16 protein-coding genes are annotated in these 25,652 nt (G+C 67.6%); 6 read left to right on the top strand and 10 right to left on the bottom strand.

Going from position 1 to position 25,652, the window contains the following annotated elements; translation table 11 throughout:
- Positions 1-43: 43 nt before the first annotated feature.
- The 4 genes from ACW175_RS17535 to ACW175_RS17520 form a co-directional block, all read right to left on the bottom strand.
- Positions 44-2,752: a glycoside hydrolase family 3 C-terminal domain-containing protein gene (locus ACW175_RS17535; RefSeq protein WP_492101283.1), complete on the bottom strand. Its 2,709-nt coding sequence runs from the start codon at positions 2,750-2,752 to the stop codon at positions 44-46.
- A gap of 35 nt (positions 2,753-2,787) precedes the next feature.
- On the bottom strand, positions 2,788-4,902 hold the full coding sequence (locus tag ACW175_RS17530; RefSeq protein ID WP_492101282.1) for a right-handed parallel beta-helix repeat-containing protein: 2,115 nt from the start codon (positions 4,900-4,902) through the stop codon (positions 2,788-2,790).
- Positions 4,899-6,443, bottom strand: a complete 1,545-nt coding sequence (locus ACW175_RS17525; protein ID WP_492101281.1) for a tryptophan halogenase family protein — start codon at positions 6,441-6,443, stop codon at positions 4,899-4,901. The genes ACW175_RS17530 and ACW175_RS17525 overlap by 4 nt, the downstream gene beginning before the upstream one ends.
- A 65-nt stretch (positions 6,444-6,508) precedes the next feature.
- Complete coding sequence (locus ACW175_RS17520) at positions 6,509-9,415, bottom strand: TonB-dependent receptor (protein WP_492101280.1); 2,907 nt, start codon at positions 9,413-9,415, stop codon at positions 6,509-6,511.
- 345 nt (positions 9,416-9,760) lie between these two features.
- On the opposite strand from ACW175_RS17520, the gene ACW175_RS17515 reads away from it, so the two are divergent.
- The gene (locus ACW175_RS17515; RefSeq protein ID WP_492101279.1) at positions 9,761-10,441 is read left to right on the top strand and encodes a SapC family protein; all 681 of its coding nucleotides are present in this window, start codon (positions 9,761-9,763) and stop codon (positions 10,439-10,441) included.
- Positions 10,438-11,460: a cupin-like domain-containing protein gene (locus tag ACW175_RS17510; RefSeq protein WP_492101278.1), complete on the top strand. Its 1,023-nt coding sequence runs from the start codon at positions 10,438-10,440 to the stop codon at positions 11,458-11,460. Before ACW175_RS17515 ends, ACW175_RS17510 begins: the two co-directional genes overlap by 4 nt.
- A gap of 34 nt (positions 11,461-11,494) precedes the next feature.
- On the opposite strand, the gene ACW175_RS17505 is transcribed toward ACW175_RS17510, so the two are convergent.
- Positions 11,495-13,567: an alpha-L-arabinofuranosidase family protein gene (locus ACW175_RS17505; RefSeq protein WP_492101277.1), complete on the bottom strand. Its 2,073-nt coding sequence runs from the start codon at positions 13,565-13,567 to the stop codon at positions 11,495-11,497.
- A 314-nt stretch (positions 13,568-13,881) separates the two neighbouring features.
- On the opposite strand from ACW175_RS17505, the gene ACW175_RS17500 reads away from it, so the two are divergent.
- The gene (locus ACW175_RS17500) at positions 13,882-14,907 is read left to right on the top strand and encodes an alpha/beta hydrolase (protein ID WP_492104991.1); all 1,026 of its coding nucleotides are present in this window, start codon (positions 13,882-13,884) and stop codon (positions 14,905-14,907) included.
- Between the two features lie 31 nt (positions 14,908-14,938).
- Here the strand turns inward: ACW175_RS17500 and ACW175_RS17495 are convergent, their stop codons facing one another.
- From ACW175_RS17495 to ACW175_RS17485, 3 genes are read right to left on the bottom strand one after another with little or no spacing between them, the layout of a single operon-like run.
- Positions 14,939-15,865: a Gfo/Idh/MocA family protein gene (locus ACW175_RS17495; RefSeq protein ID WP_492101276.1), complete on the bottom strand. Its 927-nt coding sequence runs from the start codon at positions 15,863-15,865 to the stop codon at positions 14,939-14,941.
- Positions 15,862-16,848 (bottom strand): AraD1 family protein, encoded by a 987-nt coding sequence (gene araD1, locus ACW175_RS17490; RefSeq protein ID WP_492101275.1) that lies wholly within the window; start codon positions 16,846-16,848, stop codon positions 15,862-15,864. Before araD1 ends, ACW175_RS17495 begins: the two co-directional genes overlap by 4 nt.
- A gap of 19 nt (positions 16,849-16,867) precedes the next feature.
- Positions 16,868-18,016 carry an aldose epimerase family protein gene (locus ACW175_RS17485; RefSeq protein ID WP_492101274.1) on the bottom strand — a complete coding sequence of 383 codons (1,149 nt, stop codon included), beginning with the start codon at positions 18,014-18,016 and terminating at the stop codon, positions 16,868-16,870.
- Positions 18,017-18,141: 125 nt separating this feature from the next.
- On the opposite strand from ACW175_RS17485, the gene ACW175_RS17480 reads away from it, so the two are divergent.
- The 3 genes from ACW175_RS17480 (at position 18,142) to ACW175_RS17470 (ending at position 23,028) form a co-directional block, all read left to right on the top strand.
- Positions 18,142-19,455 (top strand): sugar MFS transporter, encoded by a 1,314-nt coding sequence (locus ACW175_RS17480; protein WP_492101273.1) that lies wholly within the window; start codon positions 18,142-18,144, stop codon positions 19,453-19,455.
- A 184-nt stretch (positions 19,456-19,639) separates the two neighbouring features.
- On the top strand, positions 19,640-21,442 hold the full coding sequence (locus ACW175_RS17475) for an IlvD/Edd family dehydratase (RefSeq protein ID WP_492101272.1): 1,803 nt from the start codon (positions 19,640-19,642) through the stop codon (positions 21,440-21,442).
- Positions 21,443-21,468: 26 nt separating this feature from the next.
- Positions 21,469-23,028, top strand: coding sequence for a glycoside hydrolase family 43 protein (locus ACW175_RS17470; protein ID WP_492101271.1), 1,560 nt, complete (start codon positions 21,469-21,471; stop codon positions 23,026-23,028).
- 9 nt (positions 23,029-23,037) lie between these two features.
- Here ACW175_RS17470 and ACW175_RS17465 read toward each other — a convergent pair whose 3' ends face one another.
- A complete protein-coding gene (locus tag ACW175_RS17465) occupies positions 23,038-23,775 on the bottom strand; it encodes a FadR/GntR family transcriptional regulator (RefSeq protein ID WP_492101270.1) in 738 nt (245 codons plus the stop codon).
- Between the two features lie 196 nt (positions 23,776-23,971).
- Complete coding sequence (locus ACW175_RS17460) at positions 23,972-25,558, bottom strand: alpha-N-arabinofuranosidase (protein WP_492101269.1); 1,587 nt, start codon at positions 25,556-25,558, stop codon at positions 23,972-23,974.
- Positions 25,559-25,652: the final 94 nt, after the last annotated feature.

Here is a 25,652-nt window from a genome sequence, read left to right as displayed (position 1 = left end):
CAGGTCAGGCCCGCCGATGGACTTTTGTGGGTGTAGCGCCCGACTACTTGGCCAGCGCCACGGCGGCGTCGACCGAGAATGGGGCCGACTGGCTCGGCACGCCCGTGCCCGGTTGGCCCGAGCCGACGCTGACGCGATAGGCGCCGGCCGCTACGCGACGATCGCCGTCGGGGGACACCGAGCTGAGGTCGCGGGGCGACAGGGTGAAGGTCACCTCGCGGGCCTCGCCCGGCTTGAGCGCCACGCGCTGGAAGCCCCGCAGGGCCACGCGCGGTGCGCCAGGCGTGTCGGGGAAGTTCAGATACAGCTGCGCGACCTCCTCGCCCGGTCGCGCGCCGACATTGCGCACGGTGGTCGTGACGCGAACGCCCTGGTCCGCGCCGCCCGGCAGCGGCTCGACCGTGACCGGCGCGTAGTCGTAGCGCGTGTAGCTGAGGCCAAAGCCGAACGGATAGACCGGCTCGCCCGTGAAGTAGCGATAGGTGCGGCCGGCCATGGCGTAGTCGCCGAAGGGCGGCAGGTCGTCGATCGAGCGGTAGAAGGTCAGCGGCAGGCGGCCCGAGGGATTGGTCTTCCCCGACAGCACGTTGGCGACGGCCAGGCCGCCGGACTGACCCGGATACCAGGCTTCCACGATCGCCGAGGCGTTGACCTTGGCCCAGGCCAGGTTCACCGGACTGCCGTTCATGGTCACCACGACAAGCGGCTTGCCCAGGGCCTTGGCCTGTTCGAGCAGCTTCTGCTGATCCGGCGGCAGGTCCAGGCTCGTCTTGTCGCCGCCCTTGAACCCGGGGACCTCGACCGGCGACTCCTCGGCCTCCAGGTCGGAGGTCAGACCGACCACGGCGACGATCACGTCGGCCTGGGCAGCGGCCCTCTTCAGCTCGGCGGTCGGATCGTCGGTCACGCGCTTCCAGACGAAATTGACGCCGGACAGGGCGTGGGACTCCGAGACGATCTCGATCGGATAGCGATGGCCCTTTTCGAGATGGATGGTCTTGAGCGTCGGCAGGCTGGCCCACCCCGCCTTGCGCAGGTCGGCGAAGGGCTTGCCGTCGAACTTGAGCTCGCCGGTGAACCCCGCCAGGCCCAGGCGATAGGCGCCGCTCTCGGGCGGGACCAGGAAGCCGGTCCAGACCACGCGGTGGTGATCGGAGACAGCGGCTAGGTCCAGGCTCCGTGAGGCGATGTCCGGTTCGACGCGGGTGACCACCGGCTTATCGAGGTAGCGCATCTTGGCCACCGCGTCGCCGAAGGTCCCCGGTTCGAAGCGCGTGGGCGGCGGCTCGACGGTGTTGTAGTAGCTGGCCAGCAGGCCGGGCTTGCCGTCTGGCGTGACCAGGGCCGTGCTGGGCACGCGATCGCCATCGGTGAACGAAGGGCCGAATGGCGCGTGGACGATCTTGGCCGACGGCATGGCGCGGCGAAGGCCTTCCAGCACCGAGATCGGCGGCGCCGAGAGGGCCGAGGAATAGTTGCCGCGCAGGACGCGGGTGGCGTCGGCCAGCGGACCGATCACCGCGATGCGAAGGCCGGGCTTCAGCGGCAGCAGGCCATCGTTCTTCAGCAGCACCAGGCTCTTCTCGCTGGCGGTCAGCGCCAGGGCGTCGTGCTGGGGCGTCATGACCGAAGCGACCGGCGCCGGTCGGGTTTCGACCGTCCGCACCCCGGGCAGGTCGCCGACCCGCAGCCGCGCCGAATACAGCCGCGTCAGCGCCTGGTCGACATCGGCCTGGGTGATCAGGCCGCGTCGCAGCGCCTCGGCATACGGCTTGGCCAGGCCCGCGGTGTCGGTCAGGGTCGCGCCGTTGCACTCGTTGTCGACGCCGGCCCGCATCGCCGCGGCGACGGCGGTGGCCGCATCGGGCGAATATTTGTGGTTGTCGGCGATGTCCTTGACCGCGTCGCAGTCGGAAACGACGTAGCCGTTGAACTTCCAGGCCCCGCGCAGGTGGTCCTTCAGCAGCAGGTCGCTGGCGCAGGCCGGCTGGCCGTCGATGCGGTTGTAGGCGCACATCACCGATCCGGCCTGACCTTCGGTGATCGCGGCGCGGAAGGCGGGCAGGTAGGTGTCTTCCAGATCGTGGCGCGAGACGAAGACATTGGCGCCGTGCCGGGTCGACTCCGGCCCGCTATGGACCGCGAAGTGCTTGGGCGTGGCGATGACGCGGGGCCGATCGGGATCGGGACCCTGGACGCCTTGCACGAAGGCCACGCCAATGCGCGCGGTCAGGAACGGATCCTCGCCATAGGTCTCCTGGCCGCGGCCCCAGCGCGGATCGCGGAAGATGTTGATGTTCGGCGACCAGGTGTCGAGGCCCGTGCCGATGCGTCCCATCCGCCCGGTCTGCCGCGACAGGATGTGCAGGTCGCGGACCTCCGTGCTGATCGCGGTGGCGACGTCCCGGACGAGGCCCGTGTCGAAGCTTGCGGCCAGGCCGATCGGCTCGGGGAAGTTGGTGGTCGGCAGGGTTCCCAGCGCGCCGTGCAGCGACTCCGTCCACCAGTTGTAGGCCGGGATCCCCAGACGGGGAATGGCCGGGGCGGTGTTGAGCAGCTGGTCCAGCTTCTCTTCGGTGGTCATCTTGCCGACCAGCTCGGCGGCCAGCCGGTCGGCCTTGACGCGCGCGGCGGAGGTTTCGGGTTTGGCTGGGGCGGCGGGCGCGGACCGAGCGGGGGTGGGCGCGCCCAAGGCCAGGCTCGCGCACAGCGCCGCGCTGGCGGCGCATTGAAGCCAAGATGACTTGGACATGGAAGAAGACCTCATGATGGGCGTCCAGGCTGTGTTCAGGGTTTGGCGGGGCGAGGACCGGCGCGCGCGATGACCTCGCGGGCGGGCGCGGGCCAGGCCTGCCCCTCGACGGGGACATTGTCGATCAGGCGATTGTTGGCGTAGTCGGACCAGGATCCGTTGGCCTTTCCACCACTGTGCCAGTTGCCGCGCGCGACATTGTCCGCCGCCGTGCGGCGCGGATAGGCGCCGTCCAGCGCGTTCAGATTGACCCAAAGACCAAGGCCGTCGAAGACGTTGTCGCGCACGGTGACGTATCGCGACCCTTCGTCCAGATAGACGCCGATGCCGCCGGGCACGTCGTAGACGTGGTTCTCCGCGATCAGGGCGCCGGGGTCGGCCGACAGGTGGTAGATGGCGCCGCCGTCGGGGAACCATCGCTTCACTCCGTGCACGCGATTGCCGACGATTACCGTGTCGCGCAGGATGGTCGGCGTGTCGTAGACGCGGTTGCCGGGCTGGTCGTAGTAGCCGCGACGCAGGCTCATATAGGCGGTGTTGCCGCCAGGGTCGTTGACGCCCCAGCCCCAGCCGACGTCGATGCCGTCATAGGGCGCGTCCGAGACCTCGTTGTGCAGGATCACGGCGGCGGTCGCGTAGGTCACGAGGATCGCGGCCTGTTCTCGATAGACCTGCGAGACGCCTTGGAGGGTGTTGTCGCGGATGATGATGTCGCGCACGGCCTGTTCCGGTCGCGCCGGGTGGTGCGCTTCGGGCGAGACACCACCGACCATGATCGCGCCGCCGGCCAGGTCGTGGAAGCGCCCGCGGACCACCTCGATCGAGCGCGTTTCCAGGCCCGCGCCGCTCAGATTGGCGCTGGCGTCGTTGCCGATGCCCAGGGCGATCTGGCCAAGGTGAGCGAATTCGGCGTCCTCGAAGACGATGCGCGCGGCCGCGGCGACCTGAACAGCCGCTGGCTGCTGGCGCCATTGGTTCCGCATTCCCTCGAAGGCCCAGCATCCCCAACTGCAGTCGCGGATCGGATCGCTGGGATAGTCCGGGACCTGGCCGGACAGGAAGGCGCCGCTCTGCTGGCTGGCGTAGCCCTCGGCGCTGGAAGGGCCAAGCCAGCTGGTATGCTGGAAGGCGATGCCGGCGAACTGCAGGTCGCGCACGGGCTGGCCCGGACGTCCGGCGATGGAGACCAGGGCTTTCAGGCGCGGCATGACCACCCGGCTGGAGGCCATGGCCTCGCCGCCGCGCGGCTTGTAGTAGAGCTTGCCTTGGGTGGGATCGGCCCACCAGTCGCCGCCGGCTCGCACGAAAGCAAGGGCGTTGCCGATGAAGAAGCGCGCGCGATCCCCCGACACCGGACGGGCGAAGGTGTCGTAGCCGATCAGGTTGTTGCGCCAGCCCGGCTGGGCCAGGATGATGCGGTCGCCTTGGATGCGCTCGACCCGGGCGCGGCGGTCGGTGAAGAAGCCGGTATTCTCGACCTCCAGCCGGGCCTGGTCGGGCAGGTCGGCGAGAAAGCGCCAGGCAGGATCGACGATCTGTATGCCCCAGTCGTGGAAGGCGAAGGCCTCGCGGGGCGCCTCGACCGCCGCGCGATGCGCCAGCCGATCATTGACCCAGATCTGGCGCGGATCGGCGCCGCGCGGAATGTCGGCCACCCAGATGTCGCGCGCTGCGTCCGCTCGGCGCCAGCCTTCGACTGGCTGGCCGCCCGAGAGGATAGGCCGCGCGCCCCTGGCCGCTTCCCAGCGCACGACAAAGCCATCCTGGCCGCCGTCCTCGACCGCGAAGCGAAGCGGCTTGGCGAGGCGATAGACCCCGTCCGCGAGCCGCACCGTGACCGCGTGGGTCTTATTGACCGACCGCACCGCGGCCTGGGCTCGGTCCAGGGTCGCGAAGGGACGGCCGGGCGCGCCGTCGGCGCTATCCGAGCCGCCGGGGGCGACCTCGAAGATGACGGGGACGGGCGCGGGGCGTTCGTGGATCTCGACCGACGAGAACGCCTTTTCGGAGTTGGGGCGGTCGGCGGCCGTGATGACGGGGATCTTGGGCGCCAGCGGTAGCTGCGCGCCGTGGGCCGAGCTCGTCGCCAGGACGAGAAACAGCAGAACGGCCGCGCGACCGCGACGGAAAGGCCATGTGTCGCGCGTCATACCGGCTGCAGGCCGTGTTCGACGATCTTGCGGATGAGGTCGCGGTGTTTCGGCAGGCTGGACAGCAGGCGATCGCTCTGCAGGGCGTTCTCGCGCAGGGCGCGCTGGGCCAGCGCCGCTTCATCGGCGAGCGCGGCGGCCTCGACCTCCGTGCGGAAGCCCATGCCGTAGAGCACATACTGATAGCTGGCCGAGGGGAACACCTCGTCGGCCCGGTCGAACTCCTCATGCAGCCATGGCGGCTGGTGACGCCATAGTAGCAGCAGGTCCGACAGGCGCTCGGGAATGGTCGCCGGGTCGCGGTTGTCGCGCCAGAAGGCGGTGTCGGTCCTCTGGCTGAGCACGTAGTGCAGCTTGAGGAAGTCGATGATCCTGCCCCAGCGGTAGTGGGTCGTGGCGTTGAAGCGGGCGGCGACGATGTCCATGACTTCACGGCAGGCGGGCATCTGCTCGGCGATGAGCTTGGCCGACAGCTCGATCAGCACGATGGCCGAGGCTTCCAGCGGCTCCAGGAAGCCCGCCGCCAGGCCCACGGCCACGCAGTTGCGCTTCCAGAAGGTTTCGCGGTGACCCGAACGGATGGTGATCTTGCGGACCGGCAGGTCCTTGCCGGCCGGACCGAGATAGGCCCGCAGCTCGCGCTCGGCCTCGTCGTCGGAGATGTGGCGACTGGAATAGACGTGGCCGGTCCCCCGGCGGGTCGGCAGGCCGATGTCCCAGATCCAGCCGGCCGATTGCGCCGTGGACATCGTGTGGGTGGCGATGGGGCTGTCGGGACGCTCGTACGGGATCTGGACGGCCAGGGCGGTGTCGCAGAACAGCACGTCGCCGCAGTCGCGGAACTTCACGCCCAGGGTTTCGCCCAGCAGCAGCGACCGGAAGCCGGTGCAGTCCACGAAGAGATCGCCCTCGATCTCGCCGGCCTGTTCGGTGACCACGGCGCGGATGTCGCCGTCCTCGGCCAGGGCCACGCCGCGCACGTCGGCCAGGACGTGGCGCACGCCCAGCGTCTCGCAGCAGTGGCGTTGCAGGAACGGCGCGAACTTGCCCGCGTCCAGGTGATAGGCGTAGTTGGCCGCGCCCTGATAGGGCGGGGCGGTGATGGTCTTTGGCGCCAAGCCCTCGTCGCAGAGGCGGCCCTGCGGACAGACCGCGTCGCAGAAGCTGCCGGACGCGTCGCCAGCCAGCCAGTGAGGGGCCAGATTGATCTGCCCGAAGCTCTGGGGCAGCACCAGCGGGTGGTAGTAGGCGTCGTCGGGCTCGCCCGTGGTCCAGCGCGCGAACTTTGCGCCCTGTTTGAACGCGGCGTCGCACTCGCGGAAGAAGTCGGTTTCGGAAACCCCGATCTTGGCCAGGGTCGTCCGCAGGGTCGGCCAGGTGCCTTCACCGACGCCGATGATCGGCGTTGTCGGCGACTCTACCAGGGTCACCGTGAAGCCGGTGGCCCGCCGGGCGCGATGCTTGGCGGCGATCACGCCGGCGGTCAGCCAGCCCGCGGTCCCGCCGCCGACGATGACGATATTCTTGACGGGACGGACCATGGCCTATCGAAGAAAAAGCGACTGGGAACGACGGCTCGGCGTTCCCAGTCTAGGGGAGGGGAATACTAGAAGCGGAAGCGAACCCCGGCCGTGTAGCGGCGGCCGTAGGCGAACACGTCAAGCAGCTGGTTGTCGAACCGCCCGTGCGTGCTCTGGACTTCGTTGGTCAGGTTGAGCGCCTCGAAGAAGCCGGTGATCTGCTTGGTGATCGCGTAGCTGGTGCTGAAGTCGATCTGCAGGTTCGGGTTCTCGAAGGTCGGCTCGGAGCCGAACGCGCCAGTGTTCTGGTTCTGGCCGAAGCCGCGCAGATACTCCTTGCGGTAGTTGACCGCCACGCGGGCCTCCAGACCGTTCTTGTCATAGAAGGCCACGAGGTTGGCCGAGTTGGCCAGGCCCGTGATCGCGAAGCCGCTCTGGGAGATGTCCTTGGGATCGTAGGGCTTGTTGGTGTCGACGAAGGTGGCGTTGGCGTTGAAGCCGAAGCCGCTGTCGCCGAACACATGCTGCCAGGCCAGTTCCACCCCGCGCACGGTCGCCTCGGGTCCGTTCACCTGCTGGGTGACGCTGAACACCGCCGGCTGGCCGGTCGTGGGGTCAACCACGCCGTTGATCGTCTGCCGCGTCGTGCCGCCGACGATGAAGTTGCTGACGTCCTTGATGAAGAAGTTCACCGCCGCGTACGAGTTGGGCTTGTAGTACCACTCGACCGCGGCGTCGAAGTTGTCGGCCAGGTAAGGCTTGAGCGACGGGCTGCCGCCGCTGGCCGTGAGGGCGCCGACGCGCTGACCTGTGCCCACGCTGGCCACGGGGGTCAGCAGATTTAGGCTCGGTCTGGTCAGGGTGCGCGAGGCGTCCAGACGCAGGTGGATGCTTTCGGTCAGCTCCAGCTTCATGTCGAGGCTGGGCAGCAGGTACGAGTAGTTGCTCTTGGTCGACACGCTCTGAGGCGCGCTCAGCGACACGGTCAGCAGGGTGGGGTCCCCGGCGCTGCGCGTGATCGCGGTTGGCACCTGGCCGAAGCCGGCCGAGGTGACGTGAGTGTTCTCCTCGCGCACCCCGGCGTTGAAGTGGAACGGCATGCCGGCCACGTCGACGTCGAAATTGGCCTTCACGAACAGCGACCAGGTCTTTTCGGTGATGTCGCGGATGCTGCCGTTGTCCAGCGCCAGATCGAACGCGCCGGTGAACTGGGTTCCGACGCCGCTGCCGCTGTAGTTGAAGCCGGGGATGTTCTTGGCTTGCGGATTGCCCAGGCCGCTCAGGAACTTCTGGTACTCATGAGCGTCGAACTTCAGCAGGTAGGGCGGCAGGGCGCCGTCGAAGCCGGGAATGAAGTTCTTGGTGCTGACCTTCTCGGTGAACAGGCTGGCGGGAACCATGACCCCGCCGTTCGGGCCGGACGCCGGGCCATAGCCGGGGTAGGCCTGCCAGAAGTTGTTCACGAACGTGTTGCTTTGCTGGAACTTGTAGTGGTCTTCCAGATAGGTGCCGCCGGCCTTGATCTTGAAGCCGTCCTGTTCCCAAGACCCGGCGAAGCGCAGTTGCTTGACGACGTCCGTGTTCTGCTGGGCCTGGCGCACCGTCACGTGAGAGCCGATCACCGAGGTGTCCGCCCACCGGGAGCCGTCGCCGTTAGGGCCGTAGCCGTACAGGACCGGCAGCGTATTGTCGCTGCCGCCGCCGATGCTGATGCCCAGGGCTGGACCGATGCCGAAGCCGTAGCCGACGTCGGCGCCGTCGCTGCTGATCTCGCCGCCCGGGTTCAGCCAGCTCTTGGCGTAGCTGGCGTCACCCTCGAACTTCAGGTTCTCGGAGACTTCCCACTGCAGGTTCAGGCCCGTCTGGTTCGTCCGCAGGATCGAACGATCGGTGCCGGCCGTGAAGTCGGTCTGCGAGCCGGCCTGGGTGAAGTCGACCGTCGTTCCGTTCTGGTCAAGCTTGACGTTCCGGAGGCCGTCCTGGTTGAACCAGATGCCGTAGCCGAAATTGTCCGCGCGGATGTTCTGGCGCGAATAGTTGTCGTCCAGGGTGACCGTCACGCCCTCGACCGGCGCCCATTGCAGGGCGATGCGGCCGTCGAGACGCTCGTCCTTGGTGTAGATCTGGGTGGCGCCGGCCTGCTGTTCGAACCAGCCCAGGACCGTCTTGCCGGCGGACAGCTGAGCGGGAGTGCACGCCGCCGTCAGCTGGCACGGCGCGTAGTAGCCGCCCGGCCAGCCGCTGACATAGACGCGGTTGGTCTGGGTGTCGTGGCGCGTGTACATCGCGTCGACCAGCACCCCGAACTTGTTGTCGGCGAACGTGTCGCTGAACAGCGCGCCGACCGTGGGCACGAACTTGCCGGCGTCGTCCTGCACCGAACCCGACGCGCTCAGGGCCATGCGGGGACCCGGATGGTCGAAGGGCTTGGGGAAGGAGACGTTGACCGTGGCGCCGATCGAGCTGCTCGACAGCGACACGTCAGGTGTCTTGAGGACGCTCAGGCCGCCCACGAAGTCCGCGCCGACGGTGCTGAAATCGACCGAGCGACCGCCGGTCGCCGTCGAGATCCGGCGGCCGTCGTACAGGGTCTCGTTGAAGTCGCCGCCAAAGCCGCGGACCGTGATGCCCTGTGGCTCGCCGCGGGAACCGGAACGCTGGATCGACACGCCCGGTAGCCGCTGCAGCGAGGCGGCCACGTTCGAGTCGGGGAACTTGCCGATGTCCTCGGCCGAGATGGCGTCGACAACGCCGGCTGAACTGCGCTTGATGTCGAGGTTGCGTTGCAGCGAGCCGCGCAGGCCCGTGACGATGACTTCCTCGACCACGCTTTGATCGGAAGCCCGCGGCGCACCGGCCTGTTCCGCCGCCGGAGCGGCCAGGGTCGAGGCCGTCGAGATCACCTCGTCGGCGGTTTCCGTGGCGTTGGCGGCGCCGCAGAGGGTCAGGACCAGCAGACTCGACGCGCCGACAAGCGCGAGCCTGCCGCTCAATCCGCGCGCGGATTTACTCTGATAAGAAAAATTGGATAGCTTCATTTCCCCCTCCAGGTGTCATGGGATGACTTGTTACCGGCACGTATGGCCGGCCTTATCCGCGAGCGTTCTAATGTCGCGAATTCACTGGGTATGAGGGAGTCTCGCCAAAGCGTGGCGTGGGTAGCCCATCACATCCTCCCGCATGCGTTTTTATACTTATGCGGGAACGGTAATCCGAAAAGGTACCGGTATCAATATCTATTTGTCGGTGTAATTATGGTGGCGTTAGACCTCCGTCGCTGGACGCGTTAGGGGTAACCAAAGCCGCTACGATCAAACGGTGAGCGGCGGGGAGGAACGATGGATATGCAGTTGCTGAACGCCCAGGATCACGGCCGCCTGCGGCTTGGCCCACTTCCGGCGGCCGGTCCGCATTTCGTCCAGATCGTGCCTTCGGAATTCGTCGCGGCCGCCGCCGTCTGCCCCATCTTTCTGACCAAGAACGCCGACACGGGTCAGTTCTACGCGGGCGCCATGTTCGGCTTCGAGGCGGGCGAGAGCCTTGTTGGCGTGGGGACGACGACTCAGGCCCCGTTCACACCTCTGGACCTCGAACGTCAGGGGGTCTTTCTGACCGACGGCGGCGCGATCGCCGTCGACCGGGATCATCCCCGGTTCGTCGCCGACAAAGGCGCGCCGCTCTTCGACGCGCAAGGCGAGCCCACCGCTGCCGCCCGCCGGCTGCAACATGTCCTGGCTCAGCTTCAGGCGGGCGTGGCCGAGAGTGAGCGCTTCATACAGGGGCTCCTGGCGCTGAAGCTCGTCGAGCCGATCGACATCGATCTCTCCTTCGATGACGGCCGGAACCTCTCTCTGAACGGGCTCTATACCGTCAGCCTAGACACCTTGAGCGAGCTGGACGATGCGGCGGCGCTGCGGCTTTTCCGGCGCGGGGACCTGCAGCTGATCTACGCCATGAGCGGATCGCTCAGGCAGGTCTCGGCCCTGGCCAAGCTGCGGAACGACAAGCTCGCCGCATGAGACCGCCGCCCTCTCCGGGCCCTCGGCGGATAGAGCCGGGAGATCCCGCCCTCGGCGGAGCGGAGGCCTTCGCCGCGCTGTCCGCCGGTTGTGAGCCGGTCGTGCTGCCGGGCCTTTGCCGAGCCTGGCCGGCGGTGCAAGCCGCCAACGGCGGGTGGCCGGCCTTGGTGGCCTATCTTCTGGGGTTCGCGACCGACCGCATGGGCGAGGCGTTCGTCGGCCCACCAGCCATCGCCGGTCGCTACGACTATGGCGACGGGCCGGAAGGGTTCAATTTCGACCGCGTATCCATGACCCTGGCCGACGGGCTGGGTCGCATGGGCAAGGCCGCTGCCGGCGCCGGGCTGGCCAGCCTCTACATGGGGTCGCTGCCTGTGGACGACTACGTTCCAGGCTTTGGCGAGGACAACAGACTCGCGCTGCTGGCGCCGGCGATCCGGCCGCGCTTGTGGCTGGGCAATGCCGGCCGCGTGGCCTGCCACTACGACACCTATGACAATATCGCCTGCGTCGTGGCGGGGCGGCGACGCTTCACCCTCTATCCGCCCGATGCGGTCGGCGATCTTTATGTCGGGCCGATCGACCACACCCTGGCCGGCCAGCCGATCGCCATGGCGGCCGGCGCGCCAGCCGATGATCCGCGTTACCCACGCTTCGCGGGCGCCGCCGTCCGCGCCTGGGTGGTCGAGCTTCAGCCCGGCGACGCGCTGTTCCTGCCCAAGCTGTGGTGGCATCAGGTCGAGGCGCTGGAGCCCGTCAACATGCTGGTCAACTACTGGTGGGACGCCGCGGCCATCGGTCCAGATGCGCCCTACCTGACGATGATGCTGGCCATGACCGCCATCGCCGAGCGCCCGCCGGCCGAGCGGGCGGCCTGGCGGGCGTTCTTCGACCACTACGTCTTCCGCCCCGACGGTCATCCGCTGGCCCATCTTCCTGTCGAGCGTCATGGACTGCTCGACAAGAGCGCCTATGGCCGCGTCCGGGCCCTGGTCATGCGCGCGCTACGCGGCGGCTAGGGCGCAGACCCTTGAGGATCGGCACCCGCCGGCGTCAGCGCCGTGCGATCGGAAACTCGAAGATCGTCACCGAGGTCGGCGAGACCGACAGGCCCTTGGACGCAGCCGCGGCCGGGCTCTCCGTGACGGTGACGCCGTCCGGAGTCCCGACCTTGTTCTGGGCCTTGAGGTCCGGACCGCTCAGCACCCACTTCCGTCCGGCGCCGCGAACGTTCAGCGCCTTCAGATCGAGCTTCACGGCCTGGGTGTCGAAGGTGGCGTTGACGACCCCGACCCTAAGAGCCTTGCCGTCCGGCGTCACGCCGGCGATCACGTCGAGGGGGTAGGTGGGGCTGCCGGCCCGCACCTGGGGATGAGCGAAGCCGACGGGATAGCGCGGAGCCGGTTGCGGGGCGTTTCCCTGAACGGCCAGCGGCGTGACGCCGGTCCCGAAGCGCTCGCCATACAGCTTGAAGATCAGGCCCGTCGTGTTGAGCTTGGCGTCCGTGGGCGTGATGTCCATGGTCGAGGCGCCGGTCGTGAACGCGCCCATGGTCAGGAAGTCGGTGTGGCGCAGCATCTCCTGCAGCACCATGGCGTAGGCCAGGGCCGACTTGAGATTGACCTCGCCGAAATAGGCGTACTCGTCGATCGACAGGAAGATCTTCCTGGTCTCCATCGCCGGGAAGCGCTTTTGGTAGATCTTCCACTCCTCGGCCTTCATCCGCACCTGGTTCGAGGGGGAGCGGGCGTATTCGATCAGTTCGGCGTCCTTGGGCGCGTCCGGCCGCGCCTCGGGGCGGTCATACCAGTGCTCCGAGATGCCGTCGAAATTGCCCCAGGCCTTGGCCAGGAGGCCGCCCGTCCAGTCCCACTCGGTCCCGAACTTGGGGGCGATGCTCTCCAGGGAGGCGTTCTCCTTGGTGTCCTTGGGATGCATCTGGTCGGGCATGGCGCCGGAGCCGATCAGGGTGATGCTCGGATCGACCGCCCGCATCGCCTCGGCGAAGGCGTTGTGCTTGATCATGAAGTAGTCGAGCGAGGTCTTGCCGATCTGCCACCAGCCATAGGGCTCGTTGCCGATGTTCCAGAACTTGACGCCATAGGGCTCGGGATGGCCGTTGGCGGCCCGACGGGAGCCCCAGGCGCTGGTCGGCGGTCCGTTGAGGTACTCGACCTCCTCGGCCGCGGAATTGGCGTCGCCCAGCCCGGCGTTGACGGTGACATAGGGCTCGACGCCGATGATCCTGGTCAGATCCATCCACTCGTCCATGCCGATGTCGTCGGGCTGCATCGCGCTCCAGGCGTGGTCGAACATTGGCGGTCGCTTGTCGCGCGGCCCGATGGCGCTGTGCCAATCCCAGTCCGATAGGAAGTTGCCGCCCGGCAGCCGCCACATGCCCGAATTGAGCGATCGGGCTATGGCGGTGGTGTCGGCGCGCCAGCCCCGGACGTTGTCGGAAGGCATCAGCGACGCAGCGCCGACGCGGAACGATCCCGAGCCCAGGCCGGTAATCTCAAGGCGGGCGTCGGTGGCGTCGGTCGTCGGGGTGAAGCTGAAGTCGACGCGTTTCCAGTCCGCGCCCGGCGCCGGCAGGGTCACGGTCTGGCGCGCTTCAGGACCGTCTCCCCAGATCAGGGTCACCTCGATCTTGGCGCCCGGATCGCCCGCCAACTGCAGGTAGCCGTCGTAGCGCTTGCCCCTCGCCAGGCCGATGCCGGCCTGCGACAGGCCCTTGCGAGTGGTGGCGTCCACGCTGACCACGGGACTCTGCTTCCCGACATAGGGCGCCTCGTTGTCCATCGTCACCGCGTCGTCCGCGCCCACCGGACGCCACTTGCGATAGCTCACTCCGGGGCGACCTTCGGCGTTCAGGGGAGGGGGCTGATCGAGGGCCGGCGCGACGACGGGATAGTAGAACTTGCGGTCGTCCAGCATCTCGGCCCACAGCGTGCGGGCCACCAGTCCGCCGATCGGCTCGATGAACATGCCGTATTCGTATTTGGTGATCGCCGCGGCGCGCTGAGCGCCGTCGATGGTCACCGTGACCGGCGTCGCCGCGCAGGTCATGGTGGTGATCGCCATCGATCCCGCCAGGCACGCGCCCAGCATCAACCCGTATCGCATTATCTTCTCCCTAATTACTCAGTGTTTTTTGAATTTTGGGCGCGACGCGCCGCGCCATCTTCGTGGCGTCGGTCCTCGTCGAGTTTTCCCCCTGAACGTTCGATATGGAGCGGGGTGGCGTCTTCCGAGAGGCGGCTAAAATCCACCCGGAACGGTTGACGTCGAAATCTTTTAGACGGACAAATGGTAACGCTAACAATGTGCGCGACGCAAGATCGCAAAAGTGAAGAGGGAGGGTTTGAATGAAGAGATCCAACATCACCGCCGTGCGCGGCCATGGCTGGGCCAAGCTGGCCTGGGCCGTGGCGATCGCGATGTCCGCAGCGCCGCTGGCGCGGGCCCAGGTGGCCACCAAGGCGCCGCCGGCGGTCGCGGGCGCCAGGCCCGTCACCCTCCAGCACATCAAGGTCCATTCGCCGGCGATCGAGGGCAATCTCGAGGGTGAAACCGCTGACCGTGACGTGCTGGTGTTCCTGCCGCCGGGCTATGCCAGCCATCCCAAGCGGCGCTACCCCGTGGTCTACGCGCTACACGGTTATTCGATCGGCGCCGAGCAATGGAGCGGCGAGATCCACGCGGCCCAGACCATCGCGGGGGCCTTCGCCAAGGGCGCGGGCGAGGTGATCGTCGTGCTGCCCGACAGCAAGACCGTGCACAACGGCTCGATGTATTCCAGCTCCCAGACCACGGGCGACTTCGAGACCTTCGTGTCCCGGGACCTGGTAGCCTATGTCGACCAGCACTACCGCACCCTGGCCCGCCGCGAGAGCCGCGGCCTGGTGGGCCACTCGATGGGCGGATACGGCGCCAGCCGGATCGGCATGCGCCATGCCGACGTGTTCGGCGCGCTTTACATGATGAGCCCCTGCTGCCTGTCGCCGCGCGATCCGGCGCAGGCGCCTCCCGGCGCGGCGGCCGCGCTCGCCGAGGTCAAGACGCTGCAGGACGCCGCCAAGCTGCCCTGGGGGCTGCGCGCCCAGCTGGCCACGGCCGCGGCCTGGTCGCCCAATCCTACCAAGCCTCCGCTCTATCTGGACCTGCCGGTCGAGAACGGCGTGACCAGGCCGGACGTGGTGGCCAAATGGGCCGCCAACGCGCCCCTGGCCTTCATCGACCAATATGTGGGCGCCCTGAAGCGCTACAAGGCGATCGCCATCGATGTCGGCGATCGGGACGGGCTGAAGGACGACGCCGCCAAGCTTCACGCGGTGATGGACCGCTATGGCCTGGCCAACAGCTTCGAGATCTATCCCGGCGACCACACCAGCGACGTGCCGACCCGTTTCCAGGATCACGTGCTGCCGTTCTTCAGCCGCAACCTGGCGTTCGAGAAGCGCTAGCGGTTCCCGACACTGGTAAGGCCTCGCGGCCTTACCAGTCGAAGGCCGGCGCGACGCCGCGCTCGGCCAACAGGAAGGCGTCGGCGACATGGCGCAGCGGCGAGGTGTCCACGTCGCTGGCCCCGTCGGCGATCAGCCGGGCGAAGGCGTCATAGAGACCCGGATATTCGCGGTCGGGTCCTTCGTGCAGCAGCTTGCCGTCGATCCACAGCTTGGCGCCGCTGTTCGTCAGCTTCAGCGCGCCGGCGTCGGTTTCGACCTCGATGTCCCAGCTTTGCGGGCCGGTCTGGAGGAAATCCAGCTCGACGCGGATCGGCGCGCCGGCCGTGTCGCGGAAGTCCAGCTCGGCCTGGATCGGCGACTGGCGGTTGGCCGGCACGTGCAGCAGGCCGCGCGACAGGAAGAAGGGACGGGGCAGGACCCGCGTCGCGATCGACAGGGCGTTGATGGCGGGGTCGAACACGCCCAGGCCGCCGGCCTCCCATATCCAGTCCTGGCCCGGATGCCAGACGCGGACGTCTTCCTTCCAGTTGATCCGCACGGCCTTGATCGACCGCTCGGCCAGCCAGACGCGCGCGGGCTCTACGGCGGCGGCGTATCGCGAGTGCCAGGTCGCCTGCAGGGTCAGGCCTCGGGCGGCCGCGACCTGGCGCAGATCCTCGACCTCGCTCAGCGTCGCGCCGGGCGGCTTCTCAAGCATGACGTGCTTGCCGGCGGCCAGCGCCAGATGCGCCAGGGCGTGGCGCGGCTGGGGCGGCGTGCACAGGGCCACGGCGTCGATCGCCAGGCCGTCGGCCAAAAGGTCCTCCAGCTTGGCGAAGTGGGCGACGCCGTCGAGGCTGGCGTGACGGCTGACCACGGCGGCCAGTTCGAACCGCGGATCGGCGGCGATGGCCGGCGCGTGCTGGTCGTGGGCGATCTTGCCCAGGCCGACGAGTGCGAGACGGATCGGAGTCACAGCGCCTTCACGGTCACGGGTTGCTCGACCGCCTGGGCCAGCGGGTTGCTGACCGGATAGCGGAACGGCGCGGCCTCGATCTCGAACACATCGCCTTCCCGCGTCTGGAAACCCTCGGAGAAGGAGAGGGTGGCGGTGCCGAAGAAGTGGACGTGCACGTCGCCGGGGCGGCGGAAAAGGTCGTACTTGAAGTGGTGGTGCTCGAGATTGGCGATGGCGTGGGACATGTTCGCCTCGCCCGACAGGAAGGGCTTTTCCCAGATGGTCTCGCCGTCGCGGACGATACGGCTGGTCCCGCGCACGTCGGCGGGCAGGGCGCCAGGCAGCAGCTCGGGACCGAGCGCCGCGTTGCGCAGCTTGGAGTGCGCCAGCCACAGGTAGTTGCCACGCTCGATCACGTGGTCGGAGAACTCGTTGGCCAGGCAGAAACCCAGCCGATGCGGCGTACCGTCGGGACCGATCAGATAGACGCCGGCGATCTCGGGTTCCTCGCCGCCGTCCTGGGCGAAGCCGGGCGAGGTCAGCGGCTGGCCGGGGCCGACCAGCTGGGAGCCGTCGCCCTTGTAGAACCACTCAGGCTGCACGCCGGTCTGGCCGGGCGCGGGCTTGCCGCCTTCGACGCCCATCAGGAACATCCGCATGGAGTCGGTCAGCTGTTCTCCTGACTGAGCCGCCTTGTGCATCTTGTCGCGTCCCTCGGCCGAGCCGAGGTGCGTCAGACCGGTGCCGGTCAGGAACAGGTGCGCTGGATCCGGATGGTCGATCGGCGCCAGCACGCGGCCCTCGGCCAGGGCGGCGGCGATGTCGACCGGCTCGCCCAGCGCCGATCGCGCGGTCTCGACCAGGGTCGATCGCGCGGCCAGCGCCTTGTGGGCCAGGTCCAGCAGGGTGTCGGCGACGCCCACCTGATGGGCGGTTCCCTGGTCATCCAGCATCGCCAGGCCGCGCCGGCCCGCGCCGTCGACAAATTGTACAAACGTCATTCTGGACTGTCCTTACTGGCTACTTCGCGATGGAGAGCTTGAAGACCATGCGGTTGCTGTAGCGCTCGCCCGGGTTCAGGCGGATCGAGGCGAAGGCCGGCTTGTTCGGCGCGTCGGGAAAGTGCTGCGGCTCCAGCGCGATGCCGTCGCCCTGGCGATAGATCTTGCCGCTCTTGCCCACCATCGTGCCGTCGATGAAGTTGCCGGCGTAGAACTGGATGCCGGGCTGCTCCGACAGGACTTCGAGCGTGCGGCCGCTCTTGGGGTCCGACAGCCGCGCGGCCAGGCGCGGCGCGCCGCCGGCCTTGCCGTTTAGGACGTAGTTGTGGTCGTAGCCACGGCCGATGACCAACTGCGGATCGCGGGCGTCGCGGATGCGCGCGCCCACGGCGGTCGGCTTGCGGAAGTCGAACGCCGTGCCGGCCACCGGCTTGATCTCACCGGTCGGGATCAGTTCGGCGTCGACGGGCGTGTAGCCGTCGGCGGGGAGGGTGAGGACATTGCCCATGGCGCCGTCGGCCGAGCCTTCGCCCGCGAGGTTGAACAGGGCGTGGTTGCTCATATTGACGATGGTCGGCTTGTCGGTCGTCGCGCCGTAGGTCACCGTGAGCTGGTTCTTCTCGTCCAGGGCGTAGGTCGCCGTGGCGGTCAGGACGCCCGGATAGCCTTCTTCGCCATCGGGGCTGACATAGCCCAGGGTCACGGACGCGCCGGCGGGGCTGGACTTCACGTCGAGCACCTTCCAGACGACCTTGTCGAAACCCTTCACGCCGCCGTGCAGAGCGGCGACGCCGTTGTTGTTCAGCGCCAGCTGGTAGCTCTTGCCGTCCAGCGTGAAGCGGCCCTTGCCGATACGATTGGCCACGCGTCCGACCGTCGCGCCGAAATAGCTGGCGTTGCGCGCATAGGCGCCGGCGTCGGCGAAGCCGAGCACGATGTCGGCCTTGGTTCCGTCGCGGCCCGGCGCCACCAGCGACTGAAGCGTGGCGCCATAGGTGATCACCGTGGCGCTGACGCCGTGGGCGTTGGTCAGGGTGAAGGCCTCTACCGCTTCGCCCGAAGGCGTCTGGCCGAAGGCGGCGCGCGACAGGGTCGCGGCATGACCGGCGATCGGGCCCGCGAGGGTGAGCAGGGCCACCGCTCCAGCCGACAGGTTTGCGACGCGCATTCGAACCTTCTCCCCGATCCTGTTGACCGCTCTCGATTGACGGTCATGGTGACCGCCATATACTCCGACAAAACAAACGTGCGCAACCGACGTCGCGCCCAGCATCACATTCGGGAGACTATCCAATGGCGCCAGCGCCCATGACGTCGGCCGCGCGGTCGGACGGCGGCTCCGCGGTCACGCAGAAATCGGCCCTGACCCTGCTGGCCAGCCTCTTTTTCATGTGGGGCTTCATCACGGTGATCAACAACACCCTGCTGCCGCATCTGCGCTCGGTGTTCGACCTCAACTACACCCAGACCACCCTGATCGAATCGACCTGGTTCATCGCCTATTTCGTCGCGTCGTTGCCGTCGGCCAAGCTGATCGAGAAGATCGGCTACAAGCGCGCCCTGGTGACCGGCCTCCTGATCATGGCGCTGGGCGCGCTTCTGATGATCCCGGCCGCACGGATCCCGTCCTACGGCGTCGTGCTGACTGCGCTGTTCATCATCGCCTCGGGGATCACCTTGCTGCAGGTCGCGGCCAACCCCTATGTGGCGGTGATCGGGCCGCCTGAGACGGCGTCCTCGCGTCTCAACCTCGTGCAGGCCTTCAACTCGATGGGCACCACGCTGGCGCCGCTTTTCGGCGGCTGGTTGATCCTGTCGCGTTCGGCCTCGGGCAACAGTCAGGCCGGTGCGGTCCTCACGCCGGCCCAGCGCTTGGCCGACGCCCAGTCGGTGCAGCTGCCGTACTTCATCGTCGCGGTGGTTCTGGTGGCCCTGGCGGTCGTCATCGCCTTCTACAAGCTGCCCGAGCTGGGGCTGGCCGCCCAACGCGCCGGCGTCGAGGAACGCAAGAAGCACTCGCTGTGGCGCCACCGCAATCTGGTGCTCGGCGTGCCGGCCATTTTCATCTACCTGATCGCCGAAATCGGCGTGAGCAACCTCTTCATCAACTTCATTTCCGCGCCCGAGATCGGCGGGGTCACGCACGCGCAAGCTTCTCGCTACCTGTTCCTGCTCTGGGGCGGGATGATGGTCGGCCGCTTCGTCGGCAGCCAGCTGATGCGCAAGGTCGCCGCGGAGAAGATCCTGGCCGTGGCCAGCCTGCTGGCGTTCGTCGTGATGATCGTCACGGTCCTGGCCCATGGACCCGTGGCGATGTGGAGTCTGATCGCCGTGGGCCTTTTCCACTCGATCATGTTCCCCACCATCTTCACCCTGGGCATCAAGAACCTGGGACCGCTGACCGAAGAGGGTTCGGGGCTGCTGGTCATGGCCATCGCCGGCGGCGCTCTGGTGGTGGTTCAGGGCCAGATCGCCGACGCCTACGGCCTGCAGATTTCGTTCCTGCTGACGGCGGTCTGCGAGCTTTATGTGCTGTTCTACGCGCTCTGGGGCTGCAAACCGACCGGCGCCGCGCAAGCGCTGGACAAGGCCGGCGAGGCGGCCTGAATCGACATGATTCCCGCGCGCAATGCGGTTGCGCGCGGGGCCAAGGCTCGGCCTAGTCGATTGACCGTGTTTCGTCGAAATTATAGTCAGACAAATACGAGCGAGGCGCATGGTGATTTGCCACTCCGAGGGAGTTCAGCAAGTGACCGGCCCCGCGCCGGACTAAGCAGCGACAAGGCTATTCATGGTTTCCCCCAAAAGCGACGCACCCAAGCTCCGTTCGCGCGCATGGTTCGATAACCCCGATAACACCGACATGACCGCGCTCTATCTTGAGCGCTACATGAATTTCGGCCTGTCGCTGGAAGAGCTGCAGTCGGGCAAGCCGATCATCGGCATCGCCCAGACCGGCTCGGACCTGTCGCCCTGCAACCGGCACCACTTGGTTCTGGCCGAGCGGGTGCGCGAAGGCGTTCGCTCCGCCGGTGGCATTGTCCTGGAGTTCCCCGTCCACCCGATCCAGGAGACCGGCAAGCGCCCGACGGCGGGCCTGGACCGCAACCTTTCCTATCTCGGCCTCGTCGAGCTGCTCTACGGCTACCCGCTGGACGGCGTGGTGCTGACCATCGGCTGCGACAAGACCACGCCGGCCTGCCTGATGGCGGCGGCGACCGTGAACATCCCGGCCATCGCGCTGTCGGTCGGTCCCATGCTGAACGGCTGGCACAAGGGCAAGCGAACGGGCTCGGGCACCATCGTCTGGAAGGCCCGCGAGATGCTGGCGGCCGGCGAGATCGACAACGCCGGCTTCATCAAGCTGGTGGCCAGTTCCGCGCCCTCGACGGGCTATTGCAACACCATGGGCACGGCCACGACCATGAACTCGCTGACCGAGGCGCTGGGCATGTCGCTGCCCGGCTCGGCGGCGATCCCGGCGCCCTATCGCGACCGTCAGGAGAACGCCTATCGGACCGGCCTGCGCATCGTCGACATGGTCCACGAGGACCTGAAGCCGTCCGACATCCTGACCCGCGACGCCTTCTTGAACGCCGTGGTCGTCAACTCGGCCATCGGCGGCTCGACCAACGCCCCGATCCACCTGAACGCCCTGGCGCGCCATATTGGAGTCGAGTTGTCGATCGACGATTGGCAGCAGACCGGCGAGCAGGTGCCGCTGCTGGTCAACCTGCAGCCCGCCGGTGAATATCTCGGCGAGGACTACTACCGCGCCGGCGGCGTGCCGGCGGTGTTCGGCCAACTGATCGAGCAGGGGCTGATCCGGGAAGACGCCAAGTGCGCCTCCGGCCAGACCATCGGCGAGCAGTACCGCGGCGCCGTGATCGAGGACGAGGACGTCATCCGTCCCTTCTCGCGGCCGCTGGTCGAGCGGGCGGGCTTCGTGGTCATGCGCGGCAACCTTTTCAATTCGGCGATCATGAAGACCAGTGTGGTCAGCCAGGAGTTCCGCGAGCGCTATCTGTCCAATCCCGATGATCCGGACGCCTTCGAGGGCGACGCGGTCGTCTTCGACGGACCCGAGGACTATCACCGTCGCATCGACGACCCGGCGGTGGGGATCACCTCCAACTCGATCCTGTTCATGCGCGGCGCGGGCCCCGTCGGCTATCCCGGCTCGGCCGAGGTCGTGAACATGCGCGCGCCCGACTACCTGATCAAACGAGGCGTCCACCAATTGCCGTGCGTCGGCGACGGGCGCCAGTCGGGCACTTCGGGCTCGCCGTCGATCCTCAACGCTTCGCCGGAAGCGGCGGTGGGCGGCGGGCTGGCGCTGCTGAAGACCGGTGACCGCGTGCGCTTCGACCTGCGCAAGTCGCGCGTCGACGTGCTGGTCTCGGCCGCCGAGATCGTCGAGCGCCGCAAGGCCCTCGATGCGGCGGGCGGCTTCGCCTATCCCGAAAGCCAGACGCCGTGGCAGGAAATGCAGCGCGCGGTGGTCGGCCAGATGGAGACCGGCGCGGTCCTCGAACCGGCCGTGAAGTACCAGCGCATCGCCCAGACCAAGGGCCTGCCGCGCGACAACCACTAGTCGCCTGGCGACGATCCGAGGGCCTCATGCCAAAGCCATCCAAGCTGATCTTGTCGGCCTTAGCCCTCGGCCTTGCCTGCGCCGCCGCGAGCGTCCAGGCCCAGGTCTGGCGCTCCGATAGCGGGCAGGGGACCTATCACAATCCGCCGCTCTACGCGGACTATCCCGATCCCGACATCATCCGGGTCGGCGAGGATTTCTATTTCGCCTCGACCACCTTCGTGAACGCGCCAGGCCTGACGATCCTGCACTCCAGGGACCTGGTGAACTGGGACATCGCCGGCCACGTGATACCGAAGCTGACGGGTAATCCCAAATACGACCTGGCCGACGGCGGCGACTATCGCCACGGCGTCTACGCGCCGAGCCTGCGCTATCATAAGGGCCGTTTCTACATCGCCGTCACCCCCGTCGGGCGGCGCACCAGGCTCTATTCCGCCACTAATATCCGGGGGCCGTGGACCGCACGCGAACTGGATCGAGAAGCCTTCGATCCGGCCCTGTTCTTCGACGACGACGGCAAGGGCTATATCGCCACCGCCAGCAGCTCGGACGGCACGATCACCCTGCTCAACCTCAACGCCGACCTGACCGCCGTCACCAGCGCGCGGAAGATCCACTACATCAAGGGCGGCGAGGGCTCGAAGCTGATCAAGCGGGGCGGCTGGTACTATCTCTTCAACGCCATCCCGCGACGCCTGGCCCTGACCGTCTCGCGCGCTCGCGGCCTGACCGGGCCGTGGGAGACGCGCGACCAGATCGACGACACCACCGGCGGCCACCAGGGCGCCCTGGTCGATCTGCCGGATGGAGACTGGTACGGCTTCGTCATGCGCGACGCCGGGGCCATCGGGCGGGTGACCAACATCAGTCCGGTGTTCTGGCGCGACGACTGGCCGGTCTGGGGCACGCCCGACGCGCCCGGTCGCGTTCCCGATGTCGCCGCCAAGCCGATCCTGGGAAAACCCTTCGCCGAGCCGCCCAGTTCGGATGATTTCCGCGGCCGCCAGTTGGGCCGCCAATGGCAGTGGAACCACAATCCAGACGACAGCCGCTGGTCGCTTGTCGAGCGGACCGGTTTTCTGCGGCTGAAGGCGACGACCAGCGACGGTTTCTGGACGGCGCGCAACACGCTTCTGCAGAAGGGGCAGGGGCCTCGCGGCCGCGCCGTCGTCAAGCTGGATGCGCGCGGGATCGCCAAGGGCGACGCTTGCGGCTTCGGGACTTTCGGCAAGTTCTCCAGCCAGCTGGTGGTCACCCGCACGGCCGAGTGGGGCGGCGAACTCAGCGCGCGCCTGGTTGAAAGCACCGAAACCGGTCCGAAGGCCACGGCCGCCGGCGCGGCGCGGCCGATCCCGCTGAAGGACCTGTGGCTCTCGGCGGAAATGGACTTCACCACCGACAAGGCCGCGCTGGCCTTCAGCCTCGACGGCAAGGAATGGACGGCCATGCCGGGCGACTTTCCGCTGGCCTTCGACTGGCGCACGGGGACGTTCCAGGGGCAGCAGTACGGTCTTTTCTGCTACAATCCCGCTGGCGGCTCCGGGCGTCTGGATGTCGACAGCTTCACCCTGAGCAAGCCCTAGGACGGCGACCTACATCGCCGATCGGGTATCATCCAGCGCCAGGTCGACGAGGGCCCGCATGGCCGCGCTGGCCGCTTCGGGATCGCCCGCCGCGATCGCGTCGAAGACCTTGGCGTGGTCCGGCACCGGGTCGCGGGGCAGGGCGCGGGAACGCTGCTTGAACTCGGTCGTCCAACTGACCGCGGCGCTGATGCTGGCGCTGAGCGCCATCATCGCGCTGTTGTGCGTCGAGCCCAGAAGGGCGTCGTGGAAAGCGCGGTCGGCGGCGCGGCCGGCCTCGGTCGCCAGGGTGTGGCGTCGCATCTTGGCCAGGGCGTCCTTCATGGCCTTGAGGTCGTCCTTGTCGCGTCGCTCGGCGGCGAGGCGCGCGGCGGCGGGCTCGACGATCGCCCGAAGCTCGAACAGGTCGCGCACGAAGCTGACGTCGGGCTCGGCCGAGAAGGCCCAGGCCAGCACCTGCGGATCCAGGATGTTCCAGCGGCTGCGCGGCAGGACGCTGGTGCCCGCCTTGGGGCGGCTCTCGACCAGACCCTTGGCGGTCAGCACCTGGACGGCTTCGCGGTAGGCGCTGCGCGAGACATCCAGAGCCTCTGCGTTGGCGATTTCGCCGGTCAGCTTTTCGCCGGGCGCGATCTGGCCCGAGACGATGGCGCTGCCCAGATAGTGCGCCACCGCGCCCCGCAGCCGTCGACCAGACCCTCTCGCCGATCGGGGGATCGACTTGTCGTCCGGTTCGTCGGTGGGCATGGGCACGGGCTCCTGCGTGGATGCGCCGTCTATAAGCGCAACCACGCCCCTCTTGGCAAGTTGTCAGGCAAATTCCGGCGGTGCGGCTGGTGCTTGCGAGTACCTATTTCGCGTTGATCGAAAAGGGAAATTTCCCGCCAGGCGTTGGCTGGACGCAACCCCGGCGGCGCCCTGGCGGGAATTTGGTCAGACGTCGTCAGTCCAGGCGGATCACCATGATCGACTTGGGCGGGGCTTGCAGCACCAGGCCGCCCGCGCCGGCCTTGGCCGTATAGGGCTTGGGGACGACCGCGTTGGGCGCATCGAAGGTGTTGATGCTGTCGACGCGCGGGGCCGTCATGACCTGACCCGTGGCGGTGGTGGCCTTTACGCCGGCGATGTCGGCCCGGATGCTGGCCGACTTGACGGGGTCGAGGTTGGAAACCGCCAGCCAGAGCTTGCCTTGCGTGTCGCGCGCGGCGATGGCGTCGATGCGCGGCAGCGTGATGTCGCCTTGGGTGTAGGTCCCGGCATCGAAGCTGACCGGCACGAAGGTGGCGTCCTGGAAAGGCAGGTACATCTTGTAGACGTGATAGGTGGGCGTCAGCACCATCTTGTCCTTGTCGGTCAGGATCATCGCCTGCAGCACGTTGATCATCTGGGCGATGTTGGTGATCCGCACACGGTCGGCGTGACGCGCGAAGATGTTGAGGTTGAGCGCCGCGACCAGAGCGTCGCGCATTGAGTTCTGCTGGACCAGGAAGCCCGGATTGGTGCCCCCCAGCGGCGCCAGCCACACGCCCCATTCGTCGACGGCCAGCGGCACCTTCTTCTCCGGATCATACTTGTCCATGATCTCGGCGTGCTTGGTGATCAGCCCGTCCATGCCCAGCGTTTCCTTCAGCAGCTTGGCGTAGGCGGTCTCGTCGAACTTGGTGCTGGAATAGGACGGCGGCCAGCCGCCGGTCGTATAGGAGTGCAGCGACAGCCCCTCGATGTTCCAGGCCCAGTCGTGCCCCTTCTGCGCGGCCATGACCGCCTCGGTGTAGGCCGGCTTGCCCTGGTCGGGGCCGACGGCGATGCGCTGCATGGCGTCCGCCCCGGTCTGCTTGGGATTGTAGTTGCGGACGAAGCGAGCGTAGCGCTTCATTTCGTCCGTATAATACTCCGGCCGCATGGCGCCGCCGCAGCTCCAGCTCTCGTTGCCCAGGCCCAGATACTTGATCTTGTAGGGCTCGCGGTGGCCGTTGGCGGCGCGTTCCTTGCCCGCCGTGGTCTCCGGATCCGCGGTCATGTACTCGACCCACTCAGCCGCTTCCTGAACCGTGCCGGAGCCGACATTGACCGAGATATAGGCGTCGCTGCCGATCTGGCCGACGAAGTCCATGAACTCGTCGGTCCCGAAGGTGTTGGGCTCGACCGCGCCGCCCCAGTTGGAGTTGATCGTCCTGCGGCGGCTCTCGACCGGGCCGATGCCGTGGCGCCAGTGATATTCGTCGGCGAAGCAGCCGCCAGGCCAGCGCACATTGGGCACCTTGATGTCGCGCAGCGCCTTGACGACGTCGGTGCGGATGCCGCGGACATTTGGGATCGGCGAGTCCTTGCCGACCCAGACGCCGCCATAGATGCCCGAGCCCAGATGCTCGGCGAACTGGCCGAAGATGTTGCGATCGATCTTGGCCCCGGGCGCCCCGGCCTCGATGCGCACCGCGATCGGCGCATCGGCCTTCGCCCGCGCCAGGGCGGGCGTGGCGAGCATCATGGCCAGGACGGAAGCGGCCATGGGCCGAGCGATTTTGAGCATGTCTTCTCCCCGTGCTCGCCCGGGATCGACATGATGCGGCCCGGAGCGGCGACCCGTCTCGCGGATCTTGTCTTTTGAAAGCGCCGGGCCAGAA

The sequence above is a fragment of the Caulobacter sp. FV1ye6ST genome, assembly GCF_058681225.1.
Note: the sequence above shows the minus strand (reverse complement) of the source record. Positions and strands in the feature narration are given on the sequence as shown.